We start from the raw sequence: 18,719 nt of genomic DNA, 5'->3' as shown, positions 1-18,719 counted from the left end.
TCGGAATCGGGGCATATCATAATCAAATTATGCCCCTTTCTACAAGTTTTTGCGTGTTAAGAAGTATTCGGATGCCATCCGGCGCAAGGCCGGTTCAAACGTCCATACCGCTGACCAGCGGCACGAAATTGGCTTCCTGCACGCAGGTTTCGCGGTAGCCTTGCGGTGTTTTTTCAATCAGCCACAGATATTGGATGCCGCCCTCGTCGAGCGGCAGCACCATGCGCCCGCCGATGGCGAGCTGCTGCAACAGCGCCAGCGGGATTTCGGTGGGGGCGGCGGTAACGAGAATGCCGTCGAACGGCGCCACTTCGGGCAACCCCAGATAACCGTCGCCGCACACCAGCCGCGCTTTGGCCAGCAAACCGGCCGCGCGCAGGTGCTGTTTGGCGCGCTCGTGCAGCGGGCGCAGGCGCTCCACCGAGAAGATTTCCGGCAATTCCAACGCCAGCAGCACGGCCGTCTGATAACCGCAGCCGGTGCCGATTTCCAGCACGCGACGCATGTTTTGTGGGGTGTTTCCCAATAATAGTTCCGTCATCTTGGCAACGGTGTAGGGTTGGGAAATGGTTTGCCCCAAGCCCAGCGGCAGCGACATTTCGTCGTAGGCGCGGGTTTGCAGGGCTTCTTCTACGAACAGGTGGCGCGGCACCCTGCCCATGGCCTGCAACACCAGCGGCCCGATGCCCATTTGCGCGAGGCGGTCGGTCATGCGGCGGCGGCGGTTTTCAAAGCCTGTCCAGTTGGTGTGCATCAGGGCATCACTCCCTGCCAAAACCCTGCCACGCCCGCCATGGTGTCGTAGTCGGTCAGGTCGATTTGCAGCGGCGTAACCGTGATATAGCCCGCTTCGCTCTCGGCGAAATCGGTGCCGTTTTCGCGGTCGGAAATATCGCCGACCGGGCCTATCCAATAAACCGCTTCGCCGCGCGGGTTGCGCGCGGGCACCACGCTCTGCACATGGTGGCGGCGGCCCAAACGGGTGATTTTGCAGCCCTGGATATCTTCGGGGGCAACGGCGGGAATGTTCACATTCCATAAAACCGGCTGTTCGGGCGGGTTTTTCAATAAGTGTGACAACATAATCCAAGCGGCTTTTTCAGCGGTTTCCCAATAGCGGCCGCTGAAATCGTTAAGCGAAAAGGCCACGGCGGGAATACCGAGCAGATAGGCTTCGGTTGCCGCCGCCACGGTGCCCGAATAGAGCGTGTCGTCGCCCATATTGGCGCCGTTGTTGATGCCCGACAAAACCAGATCGGGCTTGAACTCGGGCAGCGCGTGCAGGGCGAGGTGGATGCAGTCGGTGGGGGTGCCGCTCACATAATAAAAGCCGTTGTCGGCTTCGCGCATATGCAGCGGGCGGTCGAGCGTGAGCGAGTTGCTCACGCCGCTGCGGTCGCGCTCGGGCGCCACCACGCGCACATTGGCGAATTCCGCCGCCACCCGCGCCAGAATGGCAATGCCGGGGGCGAGATAGCCGTCGTCGTTACAAATCAGAATATTCATGGTTAACCTTATTTTCAGACGGCCTCAATTTTACTGGCAGGCTTGGGGGTTGTCTATTTCGCCGGCATCGCCCGCCGGTGTTTACGGCAAACCCGACAGGCCGTCTGAAACGGGTATAATCGGGCAACTTCACTATCTGCACCCGTCTTCAATGAACTACGAAATCCTGATTATCGGCGGCGGTTTGGTCGGCGCGGCCGCCGCCGTTGCGCTCAAGCGGCAGGGGCGCAATGTGGCGCTGGTTGAAATCCGCCCGCCCGAAACCGCTTGCGCCTTTCTCGAAAACGGCTGGGACGCGCGTATTTATGCCGTCAGCCCCGCCAACCAGGCCTTTCTGCAATCGCTGGATGCGTGGCCGTCTGAAAGCCGCGTGCAGGCGGTGCGCCGTATGGATGTGCGCGGCGACAACGGCGGCCGCATCGAATTTAACGCCGCCGATGCCGGTGTGCCGCGCCTTACCTCGATTATCGAAAACCGCTGGCTGCTGGCGGCGTTGTGGCGGCAGATACGCGCGCTAGGCATTCCCGTGATTACCGAAGCCGCCGCGTCGCTCGCCACCGACATTCAGACGGCCTCGCTCACGCTGCAAAGCGGTGCAAAGCTCACGGCCAAACTGGTGATTGGTGCCGACGGCGCCGCTTCGTGGGTGCGCGCGCAGGCCGGCATTGCGGTTAAAGAAACGCCTTACGCCCAGCACGGCGTGGTGGCGAACTTCCGCACCGAACTCGACCACGGCGGCACGGCCTTCCAATGGTTTGCAGGTGGCGACGTGCTGGCCTACCTGCCCCTGCCCGGCCGCAAAATCTCTATCGTTTGGAGCACCGGCGAACCCGAACGGCTAACCGCGCTCGCTCCCGAAGATTTGGCCGCCGCCGTTACCGAAAAAGGCGGCGGCGTGCTCGGCACACTCTCGCCGCTCTCGCCCGCGTTTGCCTTCAATTTGGTGTTGCGCCGCCCCGAAACCACCGTGGCGCAGCGGGTGATGCTGATCGGCGACGCCGCCCACACCATCCACCCGCTGGCCGGGCAAGGCGTAAACTTGGGTTTCGGCGACGTGATTGAGTTTGCGCGCATCAGCCGCCACGCGCCCGACGCAGGCGCGCACCAACTGCTGAAACGTTATGCGCAAAACCGTTTGGAGCCGGTGCGCACCATGCAGCTCGGCTGCGACGGCCTGTTCCGCCTGTTCGGCACGCAAACCCTGCCCGCCCTGCCCTGGCTGCGCAATGCGGGGCTGAATCTGGTTAACGCCGCGCCGCTGCTGAAACACCGCCTGATCAAACACGCGATGGGTTTGTAAGGCCGGCAACCTTTGCAAAATTCAACACCGGCTGCAAAACCTGTTCCGCCATACTCGGGCTTGACCCGAGTATGACGCAGATTTTTTAAGAGGCTGAGGCCTTTGCAAAAAAGCCGTTTTAATCCTGAATGTATTATATTTCGTCATACTCGGGCTTGACCCGAGTATCTGTTATTTCTTTTGAAACAAAAAGATGCTCGGGTCAAGCCCGAGCATGACGCAAGTGTTTTAAGGTGCCTAAACAAATTTTGCAAAGGTCTCAGGCTGAAATTGAGCGGCTTAAAAAATCTCGGTTGATATAAAAAGGCCGTCTGAAAACACACAATTCGTTTTCAGACGGCCTTGATGATTAAATATTCCTTGATGATTAAATATTAATGAATGCTGCCGAACCTGCCGCTGTTGAAATCGTTGATGGCTTCGCGGATTTCTTCGGCGGTGTTCATCACAAACGGGCCGTAACCCACCACCGGCTCGGCAATCGGCACGCCGGAGAGCAGCAGGATTTTCACTTCTTCGCTGCCTGCGGCGATGCGCACTTCGCCGCCGCCGTTTTCAAAGCCGACCAACTGGCCTGCGCCCGCTTGGTCTTTGCCGTTGAAAGTTACGTTGCCGCGCAGCACCACCAGCGAGAGGCTGTGGTTTGCAGGCACGCTGATAACGGCTTCTTTGCCGGCGTTCACCACCATATCCCACACGTTCATTTCGGTGAACGTTTCGGCCGCGCCTTTCACGCCTTCGTAATCACCGGCAATCAGGCGCAGGTGGCCGGCGTTGTCGGGCAGCGCCACCACGGGGATATTTTCTTTGGCCAGATGCTGGTAGCGGGCGGGGGTGTTTTTATCTTTGGCAGGCAGGTTTACCCACAATTGCACCATTTCAAACACACCGCCGTTTTTGCTGAATGCTTCGGAATGGAACTCTTCGTGAATAATGCCTGCGCCGGCGGTCATCCATTGCACGTCGCCTTCTTTGATTACACCGCCGCCGCCGCTGGAATCGCGGTGCGCCACCTCGCCCTGATAGGCGATGGTTACGGTTTCAAAGCCTTTGTGCGGGTGCTGGCCGACGCCGCGCGGGCTGGAAATCCTGCCCGGCTCGAACACACGCGGGGCGGCGTAGTCGAGCATCAGAAACGGATCGGTGCCGCGGTCTTCGCCCATATGGGAAAACAGGGGCTGCACCAGAAAGCCGTCGCCCACCCAGTGTTGGCTGTTGGCACGGTAGATTTGTTTGACGTTACGCATTTTGCTTCCTTTCGATGTTTAATAATCAATGATTTGTTATTCGGGCGGCGGTTACCGAACCTGCATGCCGGCGGCCTGTGCTTCGCGCAGCTTGGCGGGGGTAACGTCGTTGCCTTCGGTGTCGATAACGGTTAGTGTGGACAGCATATTGGTGAGCTGGCCGCACACTTTGCCGATATAGGCTTGGCGCAAAACCGCGCGCTCGGCCAGCTCCGCTTCGGTCAAGCCGGCGGCTTTGGCTTTGCGGGCCAGTTCGTTGATGCGGTCTAATTCTGCGATACGCATGATGCGCTCCTTTCGTTTGGTTTGGCCGTCTGAAACCGTTTCAGACGGCCTTTTGTTTATCATTTGTGCCTACAGATTTTTATTAGCAGAAAAAACTTATTTTCGGAACGAAGCAGCAAGCCGCAGACAGTAAATTAGTACGACAAGGCGCAGCAACGAAGTGCCGGAAATAAAGTTTTTTTGCTATAGGCTTTTTGTTTCGTTAGGCGTATTATACGCAGTACAAATCTTTCTACAAGTACGCACATTTTTTATACTGTAAAACCCGAGAGAAAAAAGGACGTGATATGCAACAGCCAACCCGCGAATACGAAACCTGCTGCCCTGTGGTGGCCACGCTCGACATTATCGGCGGAAAATGGAAGGTGTTGATTTTATACCATTTAAACACCCAAACCCGCCGCTTCAACGAATTACAGCGGCTGATGCCCGCCATAACCCAGCGTATGCTCACGCTGCAATTGCGCGAACTCGAAAGCGACGGCATCGTCCACCGCGAAGTGTATCCGCAAGTGCCGCCGAAGGTGGAATACTCGCTCACCGAATTCGGCCTCACGCTGATGCCCGTTATCGAAGCCATGCACCGTTGGGGGCTGGAATATGCCGCCGAATGCGTGAAACATCAAAAAACAACCGGCCGGGCCGTCTGAAAACGGCTTGGTCATCAGCTTTTCTGATGAAAGCCATTAAAATAAATAATTTTACAGAAAACAGCATCTTACAATAAATTCGGCAGGCTTTTTTACTGCGGATGCGCCGCCTGGTGCGGCCATATGGTGAATTCAATTAATTTTCAGTACAAGGCAGCAAGCCGAAGACAGTACAAATAGTACGACAAGGCGCAGCAACGCCGTAATGGAGTAAGTGGATTCACTATAGCGCGCAGCCGGCACACCACAATAACATACCAAAGGAGAAACCATGTCCGACAAGCTGATTCTGGTCTTAAACTGCGGCAGCTCTTCATTGAAAGGCGCGTTAATCGACAACCACAGCGGCGAAGTGATTTTAAGCTGCCTGGCCGAAAAACTGACCACGCCCGATGCCTACATCACCTTCAAATATTTCGAGCACCCCAACGTCAAACCCGCCGACCGCGCTTCATGGTTTAACGGCCGCGCCGACGGCGACAAACACGAAGTAAGCCTTTCGGGCAACCACGACCACACCGGCGCGGTGCAGGCCCTGCTGGACGAACTCACAACCCACAACCTGCAAAACCTAGTGAAAGCCATCGGCCACCGCGTGGTGCACGGCGGCGAAAAATACAGCGGCTCGGTGGTGATTACCGACGACGTTATCGCCACCCTCGAAGAATGTATCCCGCTCGCCCCGCTGCACAACCCCGCCAACCTCACCGGCATCCGCGCCGCACAAAGCATCTTCCCCGAACTCACCAACGTGGGCGTGTTCGACACCGCCTTCCACCAAACCATGCCCGAGCACGCCTACACCTATGCCGTGCCGCGCGAGCTTTACCGCAAATACGGCTTCCGCCGCTACGGTTTCCACGGCACCAGCTTCCGCTACGTCGCTCCCGCCGCCGCACAGATTCTCGGCAAAAACGTGGAAGACTGCGCCCTGGTAATTGCCCACTTGGGCAACGGTGCCTCGGTTTGCGCCGTGAAAAACGGCGAATCGAAAGACACCAGTATGGGCGTTACCCCGCTGGAAGGCTTGGTGATGGGCACGCGCAGCGGCGACATCGACCCCAGCACCTGCTCGTTTCTCGCTGAAAACGCCGGCATGGACGTGAAAGCCGTAACCGACCTCTTAAACAAAAAATCCGGCCTGCTCGGCATTTCGGAGCTTTCCAACGACTGCCGCACCATTCAGGAAGCCGCCGACGAAGGCCACGCCGGCGCCAAACTCGCGCTGGAAGTGATGACCTACCGTTTGGCAAAATACATCGCCTCCATGGCCGTGGCCACCGACGGCATCGATGCCCTCGTGTTCACCGGCGGCATCGGCGAAAACTCCAACGTGGTGCGCAGCAAAACCGTGGGCTACTTGGGCTTTTTGGGCTTGACCATCGATGAAAAAGCCAACGATGCCACCCGCTTCGGTGCCGCAGGCATCATCAGCGAAGCCGGCAAAACCCCCGCCGTGCTGGTTGTGCCCACCAACGAAGAGCGCATGATTGCAATGGACACCGGCCGGCTGGCAGGTTTGTAAAACGGGCGGTTTACCGTTTGAGCCGTAAAAACAAGTTTTGTAAAAACACAGGCCGTCTGAAAAAATCTTTTCAGACGGCCTGATATCTTTGTGAAATTCGTTTCGGCACCTTAAAACCCCTGCGTCATACTCGGGCTTGACCCGAGCATCTTTTTGTTTCAAAAGAAATAACAGATACCCGGGTCAAGCCCGGGTATGACATATGTACTTTTATCAAGGCGATCGGCTATAACGAATTACACCCCCTACTACGCCAGCGTAGCCACCAACACGGCCTTGATGGTGTGCATACGGTTTTCGGCTTGGTCGAACACCACCGATGCCGGGCCTTCAAACACTTCTTCGGTTACTTCCACGCCGTCCATGCCGAAGGTTTGGTTGATCCAACCGCCGATTTTGGTTTCGCTGTTGTGGAATGCGGGCAGGCAGTGCATGAATTTCACATCGGGGTTCCCCGCCGCCGCCATCAACGCGGCGTTCACCTGGTAAGGCGCCAACAGCTCGATACGCTCTTTCCACACGCTTTCCGGCTCGCCCATCGACACCCACACATCGGTGTGGATATAGTCGACGCCGTTAACCGCTTCCTGCGGGTCTTCGGTTAACAGCAGGCGCGCACCGCTTTTTTCGGCGGTTTCGCGGGCTTTGGCGATGAGTTCTTCAGACGGCCACAGATGGCGGGGCGCGCCGATGCGCACGTCCATGCCGAGAATGGCGCCGCCCAAAAGCAGCGAATTGCCCATGTTGTAGCGCGCGTCGCCCACATAGGCATAGGCGATTTGGCGCAGGGGTTTGCGGGAATGTTCGCGCATGGTGAGCATATCGGCGAGAATCTGGGTGGGGTGGAATTCGTTGGTGAGGCCGTTATACACGGGCACGCCGGCATATTTGGCCAGCTCTTCCACAATTTCCTGGCCGAAGCCGCGGTATTCGATGGCGTCATACATGCGCCCCAACACGCGGGCGGTATCTTTGATGCTTTCTTTGTGGCCGATTTGGCTGCCGCCCGGTTCGAGATAGGTTACGTTCGCGCCTTGGTCGTAGGCGGCCACTTCAAACGCGCAGCGGGTGCGGGTGGAGGTTTTCTCAAAAATCAGCGCGATATTCCTGCCCCTCAGCCTGCGCTCTTCGCGGCCGCTTTTTTTGGCGGCCTTCAATTCGGCGGCAAGGTCGAGCAGGTATTCGATTTCTTCGGGGGTGTAATCCAACAGTTTCAGAAAATGGCGGTTTTTGAGGTTCATGGCGGTTGCTTTCTTGGTGGGTTTCAGACGGCCTTCTGAACGGCAACGGTTTGCTTGGGATAGTAATGGATTTCTGCCGTTCCTACAAACCGTTGCGCAACGGTTTTTGATGGAAATTCAATAGTGGCTGAAATTTAACACGGACAAGGCGACGAAGCCGCAGACAGTACAGGTAGTACGGAACCGATTCTGTTGCCGCTTCAGCGGCTTACAAAATCGTTCTCTTTGAGCTAAGGCGAGGCAACGCTGTACATGTTAAATCTAAGCCACTATAAAACTGCTTTCAAACGGTAAAGGCAGGTGGTTTCCCTGCTGCGCGCGAATGCCAGCGGGTCGTCGGCATCGGCGGCCTTGCGGTGCGCGGGTGCCGTTTGCAGAACGCCCGCCACGGTCAGCGAGGCCGCTTGAAAACATTGCCGCAGAAAATCCGGCTCGCGCAGGTGCAGGTGTTCGGCCAAATCCGACATCACCAGCCATGCCTCGCCGTTGGGGTTCAACCGTTCGCGCACGCCGTTTAAAAAGCCTTTCAGCATGGCGTGGCCGGGATCGTAAAGCGCGGTTTCAACGGCGGAAGTGGGTTTGGCGGGCAGCCACGGCGGATTGCAGACAATCAAATCGGCGCGGCCCTGCGGGAACAAATCGGTTTCTTCAACCTGCACGCGCCCGCCAAACCCCAAACGCCCGATATTGGCACGGGCGCAGGCGGCGGCTCGCGGGTTGGTGTCGGTGGCGGTGATGCTGGGAATGCCGCGCGCGGCCAGCAGGGCGGCAATCACGCCCGAACCCGTGCCGATATCGAACGCGCTTTCGCAAGGTTCGGGCAATGGTGCGCGGGCAATCAGGCCGAGGTATTCGCCGCGCAAAGGAGAAAACACGCCGAAAGGCACATGAACGGCGGCATCCAGCTCCGGCACGAACACGCCTTTTTTGTGCCATTCGTGCGCGCCGATAAAGCCCAGCAACTGATTGAGCGGCAGCAGGAAAGGCTCGTTGTTCGGTTCGCCGTACACATCGGCCAGCGCACCGCGCACATCCGGCGCGCGCGGCAGATCAAGGGCAAAACCTGCGCCGATTTCCACCGCCAGCATATTCAGCACTCGGCTGGTTTGCGCCTGCCGCATACGGTGGTTGTGAAAGGCCGTCTGAACATCCGCCTGCTTGGCTGCGGGCTTGCGCACGCGCTTCTTCATTGCCGCCAGCACCTGCTTGGCATTGTGGAAATCGCCCGCCCACACCGTGGCGGTGTGCGCATACGCCTGCTTCAAAACCGCATCGGCGCCGCATTCGTGCAGATAAACCGCCCGCTGCGGCGGCTTTTGCGTGCTCTCGTTGCGCCATTCTGCGGCGGTTTCGCGGTTGGTGGGAATCAAAACAGGCATGGCGGTCGGGGCGGAAAGTAACAATTAAAGAAACGGAGTTTACTATATTTGGCCGGCGGTGTCGGGGTTTCAAGCGCTATGCGCCTTTTGCCGGGCCAAACAATCAAAACCGGGGTATTTGAAAAGTATGAGGCCGTCTGAAAACACGGCGGCAATGCGAATCTGCACTGCTGCGGTTTTCAGACGGCCTCAGACCTTTGCAAAAAACTTTTTAATTCTGAATTTGTTTATATCTCGTCATACCCGGGCTTGAGCCGAGTATCTGCTTTTTCTTCCAAAACAAAAAGATGCCCGGGTCAAGCCCGAGCATGACGCAGGTGTTGTCAGGTATCGAAAAGAATTTTGCAAATGTCCCAACCTTTACCGATGCTTGCAACAACTGCCGGATCAAGCCTTTTCTTCGGGGTCGTTAAGCGCGTTGATGCTGTAACCGCCGTCAACATAAGTGATTTCGCCGGTGATGCCGGAAGAGAGGTCGGACAACAGGAAGGCGGCGGTATTGCCCACTTCTTCGATGGTTACGTTGCGGCCGAGCGGGTTGTGCGAGGCCACATGGTTGAGCAGTTTGCTGAAATCGGCAATGCCCGAAGCGGCCAGCGTTTTGATCGGGCCGGCAGAAATGCCGTTGCAGCGGATGCCTTCTTTGCCCAGGCAGGCGGCGGTGAAGCGGATGCCGGCTTCGAGGCTGGCTTTGGCCATACCCATCACGTTGTAGTGCGGAATCGCGCGCACTGCGCCCAGATAGGTGAGCGCAACAATCGAGCCGTTGCGGCCCTGCATCATCGGGCGGGCGGCTTTGGCCAGCGCGGGCAGGCTGTAGGCGGAAACTTCGTGGGCGATTTTAAAGGCTTCACGGCTGATGCTGTCTAAAAAGTCGCCGTCGAGCGCTTCGCGCGGGGCGAAACCGATGGAATGCACCAAACCGTCGAGGCCGTCCCACGTTTTGCCCAAGTCGGCAAAAGTTTGCGCGATTTCTTCGTCGCTCTGCACGTCGCAGCGGAACACCAGCTCCGAACCCAGCTCGGCGGCCATTTTGCGCACGCGCTCTTCCAGTTTGTCGACAACATAAGTAAACGCCAAATCCGCGCCTTGTTCGCGGCAGGCTTTGGCAATGCCGTAAGCGATGGAACGCTCGGAAATCATGCCGGTGATGAGGATTTTCTTACCTTGCAAAAAGCCCATGTTGATTATCCTTAAGTAGAGGTTTTGCGGTTTGCTTAAAACGGCGCATTATATCAAAACACGCGCTTTCGGCATAGAAAACAAATGTTTTGGGCGGACGGGGCCGCTTTTCAGGCCGGCTTGCCGAACACCTGCCCGTATTCGGCCGCCTGAAACCCTGCATAGCAGCGGCCGTTGCGGCACAAAACCGGCCTTTTGATCAGGCTGGGGTGAGCGGCCATCAGCTTCACCGCGCCCGCCTGCGTATCTGCCTCGGCCTGCTCGGCGCCGCTGAGTTTGCGCCAAGTGGTACCGCGCTTGTTCAGCAGGGTTTCGAGCGGAATGTGTTGCAGCCAGCTTTCAATCAGCGCTTCGTCGGGCGGCGTTTTTTTGAAATCGGAAAATTGGTAATCCACACCGTTTTCGGCCAGCCACGCGCGGGCTTTTTTCACGGTGTCGCAGTTGGGAATGCCGTAAACCACAGTCATCGTTTTTCCTTCGATACGTTCAGACGGCCTGATTGTAAAACCGCTGCGGGGGTTTGTCATGCGGCAAAAAAAAGACTATGCTTTTTTAACCGCATTATCGATATGGAGCCATACTATGTATAAAACCGCTTTTGCCGCCTCCGCCGCCCTGCTGCTGGCCGCCTGCTCGGGATCGCAGCCCGATAAGGCCGTGTTTGAAAAAGCCATCAACCAATATTCGGCCGCGCAAGGCGTGTGTATGCCTTTGGTTTTGGACGTGGAAAACAGCCTGTTAACGGGTGCGGCCGTGGTGGGCGATCCGCTGGTGAAAATCGCCGAGCGCGATTCGGAAGGCCGCAAAATCAACGAATCCGCCCTCAAACAAATGCGCCTGCTCGATAAGGAAGGCTTCTACAAACAGGCGCGCGCCGAAACCGTGCCCTCGCCCGAAAACGGCCGTGAAATCAAGGTGCAGGTTTACGAGTTAACCGACAAAGGCAAGGCACAGGCCCGCCCCGGCCCCGACGGCGCGCGCTTCTGCATCGGCTCGCTGAAAGTGGAAAAAATCAACTGGTTCACCGAGCCTACGCCCGCCGACGGCGTAACCGTGTCGAAAGTGTCTTACGAGGCGCGGCTGGAAACCGCCAAATGGGCCGAGCAGTTTATGCGCGAAGGCGGCAGCAACTGGCAACACCCCGACGCCACGCGCACGTTGGTGGCAACGATGGTGAAAACCAACGACGGCTGGCGCGATATCCGCGAACTGCGCTGAACACCCGCCAATTCGCTGCTTGGTAGATTTTGGCTTAAGCAGGTGTGCATATTGATAAAGGCCGTCTGAAATAAAGGCCGTCTGAAAAACTGTATTAAACTGTTTTTCAGACGGCCTGAAGTTTTTGCAAAATATCCGGCTTGCTAAATATATTTCAGTAAATCCAAAGGCTTATCAATCACCACATCACACGGCCATTGGGTGGTGTCGTCGTCGGCCGCGATATAGCCCCAGTTGGCGAGCACGGTTTTCATACCGGCGTTTCTGCCCGCCTGCATATCGCGTTCGGCATCGCCCACATAAATGCAGTTGCCGGGCTTCACACCGATTTGTTCGCAGGCATAAAACATGGGCAGGGTGCTGGGTTTGGCTTCGGCGCAGGTGTCGCCGCTTACCACCACGGCGGGCGGCACGGTGAAGCCGAGTTTGGGCACTAGGCGGTGGGTGAAGGTGTGCGGTTTGTTGGTAATGATGCCCCAGCGGATATTGCGCCCGCTTAATTCTTCTATCAGCTCATTGATTCCGTTAAACAAAACGGTTTCTTTATCGAAGCAGCGTTCGTATTCGGCCAAATATTCCTGCCGCCATGCGCCGTATTCGGGATGGGTTTTGCCGATGCCTGCGCCCATGAAAATCAGGCCGGCGGCGCCGTGGCTGGCAACGGGGCGGATTTCGGCCATGCTTTTTTCGGGCAGGCCGCGGCGGCGCAGCAGGGTGTTGAGCGCGCCGCCCAAATCGAGCGCGGTGTCGGCAAGCGTACCGTCCAAATCGAATAATACGGCTTCGGTCATGATGAATGATTCCTTTATGAGTGTAAGCGGCAGGCCGGAGCCTTTGCAAAAATACTGAAGGCCGTCTGAAATATTTCAGACGGCCTAGGGAGTGTACTCAGAAGGCTTGTGGAGCGGTTTTTTGAGGAAAAATCCGCAGATGCCAGGCAAAAAGCGCAGCAAGATTGAACATCTTGCGAGCACTTTTAACGCCGCAGATGCGGATTTTAACCAAAAATACCGCCGCAACGCCTTCTGACTACACTCCCTAGTTTATTCAGGCATATCCTGTTCGTTCAAAATCGCCCGAATCAGCGCCACGGCGCCGTCGTCGGCCAGTTTTTTGGCGACGGCGCGGCCAAGCGCGGCGGCATAGGCCAGCGGGGCTTCGGCTTGTGCCTGCAACACCACCGAGCCGTCGGGATGGCCGACCAGTGCGCGCAGGGTCAGCAGGCCGTTCTCTTCGGTGCAATAGGCGGCCAGCGGCACTTGGCAGCTGCCGTCCAACGCACGGGCAAGCGCGCGTTCGGCGGTAACGCAGGCATTGGTAACGGGGTGGTTGAGCGGGTTGAGCACTTCGAGCAAATCGTAGCGGTGTGCGGCGATTTCTATGCCCAATGCGCCCTGCCCTGCGGCGGGCAGGCTTTCGGAGGGCGGCAGAATCAGGCGGATGCGTTCGTTTAAACCCAAGCGCTGCAAACCGGCGGCGGCAAGGATAATGGCATCGTATTCGCCGTTATCCAGCTTGGCCAAACGGGTTTGCACGTTGCCGCGCAGGGGTTTGACGGTTAAATGCGGAAAACGGGCGCGCAGTTGCGCTTCGCGGCGCAGGCTCGATGTGCCGACCACCGCACCCGCGGGCAGGTCTTCCAATCGCCCGAAGCGGTTGGAAACAAACGCATCAAACGGGTTGGCGCGCTCGCCGATGGCCGCCAGCGCAAAACCGGGCGGCAGCTCCATCGGCACGTCTTTAATCGAATGCACGGCCAAATCGGCGCGGCCGTCTTGCAGGGCCTGCTCCAACTCTTTGATAAACAGCCCTTTGCCGCCGATTTTCGACAGGGTTTTATCGAGAATCTGGTCGCCGCGCGTGGTCATGCCGAGAATTTCCACTTCGCAATCGGGATAAAGCTGTTTCAGACGGCCTTGGATATGCTCGGCCTGCCACATGGCCAGCGCACTTTCGCGGCTGGCGATAACGAGTTTTTTCGGGGTCATGGTTTGTTTTGAAAAACGGGTGAAACGGGGCGCATAAGTCTAACACAAACTTTCTACCACCACCGCCTGATTGTAGCGCCCCAACGGCCCGAAACCGTTGCCGTTGTTTTGGGCTTTGGTGAGAATGCGGCCGTTGATGCACACATTGTGCAAAGTAACGTTATATGCACCTGAATGTTCGCGTTTAGCTTCCACATTTCTAATCAAACTGTAACCGCTGATAATGAAAAAAGTTTTTTCAGACGTGGTAAATTCCGCCTGTTCAAAGGAAAAATGGACTTTCCCTATCATTTTAACTGTGCCGCTGCCATTCTCTTCTATTTGGTGTGGAGTTGGGGCAGATGCAGAAATTGTAGTATCTGTTTGCTTTTTTGCTACTTTCTTATTATCTACCTCAGTTTCCGTTTTATTGTGTGGAGAACAGGCTGCCAAGATAATCAGTGCAGAATAAAGAATTTTTTTCATTTTAAATTACCATCAATAATTAATAAAAAATATCCCGTTGCAAATCAATTAATCAATTTATTTGATTTACTACGGGATAAGCTTTGCAGTTACTATCGATTATTGATAAATATTCGGAAGGTTCTCACCAAATTTAGGGAAAATGCCTCTAAAACTATTCCAAAATGAACTTTTTCCCCACCCCGCACTCATGTCGACCACATTAGAGCTTACCGGTCTCATACGATAGAGATAACCGCCTGAAATTTTTTTCATATCAAAAATATTTAATTCTTTCATAACTATGAATCCTTTATCTGAAGCAAGATTTATTTCAAAAACAAAACATCATGAAAAATACATGATATTTTATATTTCATATGCTTTATCTAGTTAAAGCATACTTAAAATAAGGACAAATCTAAGTTCTCAAAGTTTCAAAAAAAAATTAAAATACCAAATAATTATTGCCGATTTTTTATCAATCATCATGAAACGCGCCAAAAAATACCCTTTTCTCAAATTGCAGCGGCAACGCTTTTCGCTGCATTTCAGCAACCAAAGCAGCATAAACGGCCTGCCCGCCGAACATGATTTCTACCGCTGGATGTGGCATGCGCTGCAACACCGCTTCCGCCGTGCCGAAATCAGCCTGATCCTGCTTGACGAAGAAGCCGCCCGCGCCTATAACCGCGACTACCGCGGCAAAGACTACGCCACCAATGTGTTGAGCTTTGCCTTCAACGAAGGCGAAATCTTTCCCGATCAGTTTTCAGACGGCCTTTACGGCGATTTGGTTATCTGCCCGCAAGTGGTGCTCAAAGAAGCCGCCGAACAAGGCAAAACGCCCGAACAGCATTTCGCCCACCTCACCCTGCACGGCACGCTGCACCTGATGGGCTACGACCACATCGACGAAGCCGAAGCCGAAATCATGGAAACACTTGAAACCCGCCTGCTGAATCAGTTAGGATACCCCAACCCGTATGTTTGATTAGGATTGAACAACAAAATGGACGACAGCCAGTCGAAACCTTCTTTTTTCGAACGCATCATCTCCCGCATCTCGGGCGATGCCCCCGATTCCGCCGAAGACGTCGTCAGCCTGCTGCGCCAAGCGCACGAGCAGGAAGTGTTTGATAGCGAAACCCTGCAATACCTTGAAAAAATGCTGGATTTCGCCGAACTCGAAGTGCGCGACGCCATGATCACCCGCAGCCAGATGGATGTGATTAAAGCCGGCGAGAGCATGGAGCGCATCATCGCCTACATCATCGAAACCGCCCACTCGCGTTTTCCCGTTATCGGCGAAGACAAAGACAACGTGCTGGGCATCCTGCACGCCAAAGACCTGCTCAAATACGCCCTCAGCCCCGAACAGTTCAACCTGCAAAGCATCTTGCGCCCAGCCGTGTTCGTACCCGAAAGCAAACCGCTCAACGCCCTGTTGAAAGAATTCCGCGAGCAACGCAACCACATGGCGGTGGTGGTGGACGAATACGGCGGTATTTCCGGCCTGGTTACGTTTGAAGACATCATCGAACAGATTATCGGCGACATCGAAGACGAGTTCGACGAAGACGAAAGCGCCGACAACATCTTCCCCGTTTCCGCCGAACGCTTCCGCATCAACGCCGTTACCGAAATCGAAGACATCAACGAATATTTCGGCACCGACTACAGCGACGAAGAAGCCGACACCATAGGCGGGCTGGTGATTCAGGAAATCGGCCACCTGCCCGTTCGCGGCGAAAAAGTGGTGATCGGCCCCCTGCAATTCACCGTTGCCCGCGCCGACAACCGCAGGCTGCACACGCTGATGGCGATTCGGGTGAAAGAATAGTTGTTTAAGTTGCTGCCGTTAACATCCGAGGCCGTCTGAAACGATTTTTCAGACGGCCTCGAACTTTTTTAATATACGGCTTTCATTGAAGTTAAAGATATGGGTTTTCCGTCATGCCCGGGCATGACGTACATATGTTCTTTTTCTTCAATTGATTAACTAAAAGCGCATTAATCGCCCAACAGCGCGATATCGGCCACCGCGTTCATCTGCCCCGCCAACTGGTTGAGCAGGTTGAGGCGGTTTTGTTTTACTGCGGCATCGTCGGCCATCACCATCACGCCATCGAAAAAGGCATCGACTTGCGGTTTGATGGCGGCCAGCTCGGTTAAGGCCGTCTGAAAATCCTGCGCGGCCAGCGCGGCGGCGATTTTCGGCTGCAAGGCTTGCGAAGCGGCAAACAGCGCCTGCTCTTCGGCCTGCTGCAACAGGTTTTCGTTGACTGCACCCAGTTCGGCATCGGCTTTTTTCAGCAGGTTTTGCACGCGTTTGTTGGCAGCGGCCAGCGCGGCGGCTTCGGGCAGCTTTTTAAATGCTTCTACCGCTTGCAGCTTGGCAGGCAGATCGTTGAGGCGGTCGGGGTGCTTGGCCAGCACGGCGGCCACCACGTCTTGCGGGTAGTCGTTTTGCAGCAGCACCGCCAGCCGCGCCTGCATAAATTCGGCCACTTCGGCGAGCGTGTTACCGGCCAGCTTGCCGGCGGGGAAAGTGGCATAAGCGGCTTGCAGCACGTTGCTGATGCTCAAATCGCTGTTCATCAGCATGCGCAGAATGCCCAAAGCGGAGCGGCGCAGGGCGTAGGGGTCTTTGTCGCCGGTGGGAATCAGGCCGATGCCCCAAATGCCGACCAGCGTTTCCAGTTTGTCGGCCAGCGCGGCGGCGGTGGCTATCTTGCCTTCGGGCAGTTTGTCGCCGGCAAAGCGCGGCCAGTAATGCTGCTCGATGGCGTTGGCGATTTCTTCGCGCTCGCCGTCCAAGCGGGCGTAGTATTTGCCCATAACTCCTTGCAGCTCGGGGAATTCGCCCACCATTTCGGTTACCAAATCGGCTTTGGACAAGCGGGTGGCGCGCTCGGCGGTACCGGCATCGGTGCCCAAGGCGGCGGCAATGTGGCGGCTGATGGCGGCCAACCGTTCGATGCGCTCGGCCTGATTGCCCAGTTTGTTGTGGTAAACCACTTGCGAGAGTTTCGGCAAACGGCTCTCAAGCGTGGCTTTTTGGTCTTGCTTGTAGAAAAACTCGGCATCGGCCAACCGCGCGCGCAACACGCGCTCGTTGCCGTGAATAATGTGCGACGGGTCTTCGGCCTGCAAATTGGACACCAGCAGGAAGCGGTTGATGAGCTTGCCCGAAGCATCCAGCAGCGGGAAATATTTCTGGTTTTGCTGCATGGTGAGAATCAGGCATTCCTGCGGCACGGCGAGGAAGTGCTCTTCAAAACCGGCTTCCAGCACCACCGGCCATTCCACCAGCGCGGTGACTTCGTCGAGCAGCGCTTCGTCGGCAGCCACCGTGGCGTTCAAGCGGCCTGCCTGTTGGTTTAAGGCCGTCTGAATGGCGGCTTTGCGCTCGGCAAACGAAGCGATGACCTTGCCTTCGTTTTTCAGTTGTCCGGCATAAGAGTCGGCGTTGGCCAATACGATTTGGCCGTCTGAAAGAAAACGGTGGCCGAGGGTGAAGTTGCGGCTCTGCAAACCCAATACGTTCACCGGCACCACTTCGCTGCCGTGCAGCGCCACCAAGCCGTGCACGGGGCGCACGAAGGTGTGGGTGCTGCTGCCCCAGCGCATCACTTTCGGAATCGGCAGTTTTTTTACCGCCTGATTGAGAATGTCTTCCAGCAGTTCGCCCAAAGGCTTGCCGGTTTGGGTGTATTCATAGGCAAACACGTCCTGCTTGCCGTCGTGGATGATTTTCAAATCTTCGATTTTGGCACCGGCGCCGCGGGCGAAACCTTCCAAGGCCTTGGTGGGCGCGCCGTCTTTCATACCGCTTGCTGCCGACGGGCCTTTTTTCACCACCTGCTGGTCGGCCTGCACGGGCTTCACGTTTTTTACCTGCACCGCCAAACGGCGCGGTGAGGCATAGGCGGTGTAGTCGGTTTCGCCGTCGGTTAACTGCGCTTTTTCCAGCCCTTCGGCAATGGCGGCGGCAAAATGGTTGCCGAGATTATTCAGGGCTTTGGGGGGCAGCTCTTCGGTTAAGAGTTCGATTAACAGGGTTTGGGTCATTGTTGTTGCTTTCTGTGGCATTTGTTTGGTTAAGATTGTTTTAACAGGCTTTCAGACGGCCTGATTGAGCATATGCATCATCAGGCGGATTAAAATGTCTTTTTGTTTGGCATATTGTTGCAACCGCAAAAACGTTTGCGTGTAGCGGCTGACAATATCCACCAGCCCACGCCCGCTTTGTATGGTTAACTCGGGCGAAGCGGCGGTTTTTTGAATCAGCGCCAAGGCCTGATGCAGCTCGTCGGCATTCTGTTGCAAACGCTTTTGATTGAGTGCGTAGCCTTTGAGCAGATAGTCTTTCAAACGGCCGGTTGCCCAAATACGGAATTGTGTTGCATATTTGGATTTGACGCGGTAACCCACCGAAATAACGGCATCCAAACTGTAATATTTCAGCTTACGGGTAACTTGGCGCGTACCTTCTTGGCGAACTACCGATAAATCCTCGGTAGTTGCCGCTTCATCCAATTCCTGCTCTGCATAAATATTTTTTAAGTGCTGGCTGATGTTGTCACTACTGGTATCAAACAGTTGCGCCATCTGCGCCTGCGACAGCCAAACGGTCTGCTGCCCGAAGCGCACTTCCACTTGGGTTTGCCCGTCGGCGGTTTGGTAAATTTCGATGGGGTTGTTCATAAGCGTTTTCTTTTTACTTTGCTTTATAGCTTCATCCGGTTATT

Annotated in this window: 20 protein-coding genes; 6 read left to right on the top strand and 14 right to left on the bottom strand. The window is 55.9% G+C overall.

Annotation, left to right across the window (positions count from 1 at the left end):
- Positions 1-94: 94 nt before the first annotated feature.
- Positions 95-754 carry a protein-L-isoaspartate(D-aspartate) O-methyltransferase gene (locus tag H3L92_RS02675; protein ID WP_085365794.1) on the bottom strand — a complete coding sequence of 220 codons (660 nt, stop codon included), beginning with the start codon at positions 752-754 and terminating at the stop codon, positions 95-97.
- Positions 754-1,506 (bottom strand): 5'/3'-nucleotidase SurE, encoded by a 753-nt coding sequence (gene surE, locus H3L92_RS02670; RefSeq protein ID WP_085365793.1) that lies wholly within the window; start codon positions 1,504-1,506, stop codon positions 754-756. Before surE ends, H3L92_RS02675 begins: the two co-directional genes overlap by 1 nt.
- 49 nt (positions 1,507-1,555) lie before the next feature.
- Between surE and H3L92_RS02665 the strand changes: the two genes are divergently transcribed.
- On the top strand, positions 1,556-2,806 hold the full coding sequence (locus H3L92_RS02665; protein ID WP_310648958.1) for an FAD-dependent monooxygenase: 1,251 nt from the start codon (positions 1,556-1,558) through the stop codon (positions 2,804-2,806).
- 374 nt (positions 2,807-3,180) lie between these two features.
- Here H3L92_RS02665 and H3L92_RS02660 read toward each other — a convergent pair whose 3' ends face one another.
- Together H3L92_RS02660 and H3L92_RS02655 are read right to left on the bottom strand one after the other, a co-directional pair.
- Positions 3,181-4,053 (bottom strand): pirin family protein, encoded by an 873-nt coding sequence (locus H3L92_RS02660; RefSeq protein WP_085365792.1) that lies wholly within the window; start codon positions 4,051-4,053, stop codon positions 3,181-3,183.
- Between the two features lie 51 nt (positions 4,054-4,104).
- Positions 4,105-4,338, bottom strand: coding sequence for a DUF896 domain-containing protein (locus H3L92_RS02655; RefSeq protein WP_085365791.1), 234 nt, complete (start codon positions 4,336-4,338; stop codon positions 4,105-4,107).
- Positions 4,339-4,625: 287 nt separating this feature from the next.
- Between H3L92_RS02655 and H3L92_RS02650 the strand changes: the two genes are divergently transcribed.
- The gene (locus H3L92_RS02650; protein WP_085365790.1) at positions 4,626-4,988 is read left to right on the top strand and encodes a winged helix-turn-helix transcriptional regulator; all 363 of its coding nucleotides are present in this window, start codon (positions 4,626-4,628) and stop codon (positions 4,986-4,988) included.
- A 271-nt stretch (positions 4,989-5,259) separates the two neighbouring features.
- Positions 5,260-6,513 carry an acetate kinase gene (locus H3L92_RS02645; protein ID WP_085365789.1) on the top strand — a complete coding sequence of 418 codons (1,254 nt, stop codon included), beginning with the start codon at positions 5,260-5,262 and terminating at the stop codon, positions 6,511-6,513.
- 248 nt (positions 6,514-6,761) lie between these two features.
- Here the strand turns inward: H3L92_RS02645 and H3L92_RS02640 are convergent, their stop codons facing one another.
- The 4 genes from H3L92_RS02640 to H3L92_RS02625 all read right to left on the bottom strand — a co-directional run bounded on the left by H3L92_RS02640 (position 6,762) and on the right by H3L92_RS02625 (position 10,782).
- Positions 6,762-7,754: an ornithine carbamoyltransferase gene (locus H3L92_RS02640; RefSeq protein WP_085365788.1), complete on the bottom strand. Its 993-nt coding sequence runs from the start codon at positions 7,752-7,754 to the stop codon at positions 6,762-6,764.
- A 269-nt stretch (positions 7,755-8,023) separates the two neighbouring features.
- The gene (locus H3L92_RS02635) at positions 8,024-9,133 is read right to left on the bottom strand and encodes a methyltransferase (protein WP_085365787.1); all 1,110 of its coding nucleotides are present in this window, start codon (positions 9,131-9,133) and stop codon (positions 8,024-8,026) included.
- Positions 9,134-9,520: 387 nt separating this feature from the next.
- Entirely contained in the window at positions 9,521-10,315 is a 795-nt protein-coding gene (gene fabI / locus H3L92_RS02630; protein WP_085365785.1) for an enoyl-ACP reductase FabI, read from the bottom strand.
- A 110-nt stretch (positions 10,316-10,425) separates the two neighbouring features.
- Entirely contained in the window at positions 10,426-10,782 is a 357-nt protein-coding gene (locus H3L92_RS02625) for an arsenate reductase (protein ID WP_085365784.1), read from the bottom strand.
- A gap of 115 nt (positions 10,783-10,897) precedes the next feature.
- Between H3L92_RS02625 and H3L92_RS02620 the strand changes: the two genes are divergently transcribed.
- Positions 10,898-11,533, top strand: coding sequence for an SEN1982 family lipoprotein (locus tag H3L92_RS02620; protein WP_143824331.1), 636 nt, complete (start codon positions 10,898-10,900; stop codon positions 11,531-11,533).
- A 143-nt stretch (positions 11,534-11,676) separates the two neighbouring features.
- Here H3L92_RS02620 and H3L92_RS02615 read toward each other — a convergent pair whose 3' ends face one another.
- The 4 genes from H3L92_RS02615 to H3L92_RS02600 form a co-directional block, all read right to left on the bottom strand.
- Positions 11,677-12,324: an HAD family hydrolase gene (locus H3L92_RS02615; protein WP_085365782.1), complete on the bottom strand. Its 648-nt coding sequence runs from the start codon at positions 12,322-12,324 to the stop codon at positions 11,677-11,679.
- Between the two features lie 252 nt (positions 12,325-12,576).
- Positions 12,577-13,521 (bottom strand): hydroxymethylbilane synthase, encoded by a 945-nt coding sequence (gene hemC / locus H3L92_RS02610; protein ID WP_085365781.1) that lies wholly within the window; start codon positions 13,519-13,521, stop codon positions 12,577-12,579.
- A 39-nt stretch (positions 13,522-13,560) separates the two neighbouring features.
- Positions 13,561-13,986, bottom strand: coding sequence for a hypothetical protein (locus H3L92_RS02605; protein WP_085365780.1), 426 nt, complete (start codon positions 13,984-13,986; stop codon positions 13,561-13,563).
- Between the two features lie 99 nt (positions 13,987-14,085).
- A complete protein-coding gene (locus H3L92_RS02600; RefSeq protein ID WP_085365779.1) occupies positions 14,086-14,265 on the bottom strand; it encodes a hypothetical protein in 180 nt (59 codons plus the stop codon).
- A gap of 190 nt (positions 14,266-14,455) precedes the next feature.
- On the opposite strand from H3L92_RS02600, the gene ybeY reads away from it, so the two are divergent.
- A complete protein-coding gene (gene ybeY, locus H3L92_RS02595; RefSeq protein ID WP_085365778.1) occupies positions 14,456-14,959 on the top strand; it encodes an rRNA maturation RNase YbeY in 504 nt (167 codons plus the stop codon).
- Positions 14,960-14,977: 18 nt separating this feature from the next.
- The gene (locus H3L92_RS02590; RefSeq protein ID WP_085365777.1) at positions 14,978-15,808 is read left to right on the top strand and encodes a CorC family transporter; all 831 of its coding nucleotides are present in this window, start codon (positions 14,978-14,980) and stop codon (positions 15,806-15,808) included.
- Positions 15,809-15,978: 170 nt separating this feature from the next.
- Here H3L92_RS02590 and glyS read toward each other — a convergent pair whose 3' ends face one another.
- Both glyS and H3L92_RS02580 read right to left on the bottom strand, forming a co-directional pair.
- Positions 15,979-18,039, bottom strand: a complete 2,061-nt coding sequence (glyS, locus tag H3L92_RS02585; protein WP_085365776.1) for a glycine--tRNA ligase subunit beta — start codon at positions 18,037-18,039, stop codon at positions 15,979-15,981.
- 51 nt (positions 18,040-18,090) lie between these two features.
- Positions 18,091-18,675 (bottom strand): virulence RhuM family protein, encoded by a 585-nt coding sequence (locus H3L92_RS02580; RefSeq protein ID WP_085365775.1) that lies wholly within the window; start codon positions 18,673-18,675, stop codon positions 18,091-18,093.
- Positions 18,676-18,719: the final 44 nt, after the last annotated feature.

The sequence above is a fragment of the Neisseria dentiae genome, from assembly GCF_014055005.1.
In the GTDB taxonomy this organism is placed as follows: Bacteria; Pseudomonadota; Gammaproteobacteria; order Burkholderiales; family Neisseriaceae; genus Neisseria; species Neisseria dentiae.
This window is presented reverse-complemented; position numbering and strand designations above follow the sequence as displayed.

Coding starts and splice junctions, on each gene's coding strand:
- fabI (WP_085365785.1), bottom strand. CDS start 10,315: ATGGGCTTTTTGCAAGGTAAGAAAATCCTCATCACCGGCATGATTTCC.
- H3L92_RS02675 (WP_085365794.1), bottom strand. CDS start 754: ATGCACACCAACTGGACAGGCTTTGAAAACCGCCGCCGCCGCATGACC.
- H3L92_RS02590 (WP_085365777.1), top strand. CDS start 14,978: ATGGACGACAGCCAGTCGAAACCTTCTTTTTTCGAACGCATCATCTCC.
- H3L92_RS02615 (WP_085365782.1), bottom strand. CDS start 12,324: ATGACCGAAGCCGTATTATTCGATTTGGACGGTACGCTTGCCGACACC.
- H3L92_RS02600 (WP_085365779.1), bottom strand. CDS start 14,265: ATGAAAGAATTAAATATTTTTGATATGAAAAAAATTTCAGGCGGTTAT.
- hemC (WP_085365781.1), bottom strand. CDS start 13,521: ATGACCCCGAAAAAACTCGTTATCGCCAGCCGCGAAAGTGCGCTGGCC.
- H3L92_RS02660 (WP_085365792.1), bottom strand. CDS start 4,053: ATGCGTAACGTCAAACAAATCTACCGTGCCAACAGCCAACACTGGGTG.
- H3L92_RS02605 (WP_085365780.1), bottom strand. CDS start 13,986: ATGAAAAAAATTCTTTATTCTGCACTGATTATCTTGGCAGCCTGTTCT.
- H3L92_RS02635 (WP_085365787.1), bottom strand. CDS start 9,133: ATGCCTGTTTTGATTCCCACCAACCGCGAAACCGCCGCAGAATGGCGC.
- H3L92_RS02645 (WP_085365789.1), top strand. CDS start 5,260: ATGTCCGACAAGCTGATTCTGGTCTTAAACTGCGGCAGCTCTTCATTG.
- ybeY (WP_085365778.1), top strand. CDS start 14,456: ATGAAACGCGCCAAAAAATACCCTTTTCTCAAATTGCAGCGGCAACGC.
- glyS (WP_085365776.1), bottom strand. CDS start 18,039: ATGACCCAAACCCTGTTAATCGAACTCTTAACCGAAGAGCTGCCCCCC.
- H3L92_RS02580 (WP_085365775.1), bottom strand. CDS start 18,675: ATGAACAACCCCATCGAAATTTACCAAACCGCCGACGGGCAAACCCAA.
- H3L92_RS02640 (WP_085365788.1), bottom strand. CDS start 7,754: ATGAACCTCAAAAACCGCCATTTTCTGAAACTGTTGGATTACACCCCC.
- surE (WP_085365793.1), bottom strand. CDS start 1,506: ATGAATATTCTGATTTGTAACGACGACGGCTATCTCGCCCCCGGCATT.
- H3L92_RS02625 (WP_085365784.1), bottom strand. CDS start 10,782: ATGACTGTGGTTTACGGCATTCCCAACTGCGACACCGTGAAAAAAGCC.
- H3L92_RS02655 (WP_085365791.1), bottom strand. CDS start 4,338: ATGCGTATCGCAGAATTAGACCGCATCAACGAACTGGCCCGCAAAGCC.
- H3L92_RS02620 (WP_143824331.1), top strand. CDS start 10,898: ATGTATAAAACCGCTTTTGCCGCCTCCGCCGCCCTGCTGCTGGCCGCC.
- H3L92_RS02650 (WP_085365790.1), top strand. CDS start 4,626: ATGCAACAGCCAACCCGCGAATACGAAACCTGCTGCCCTGTGGTGGCC.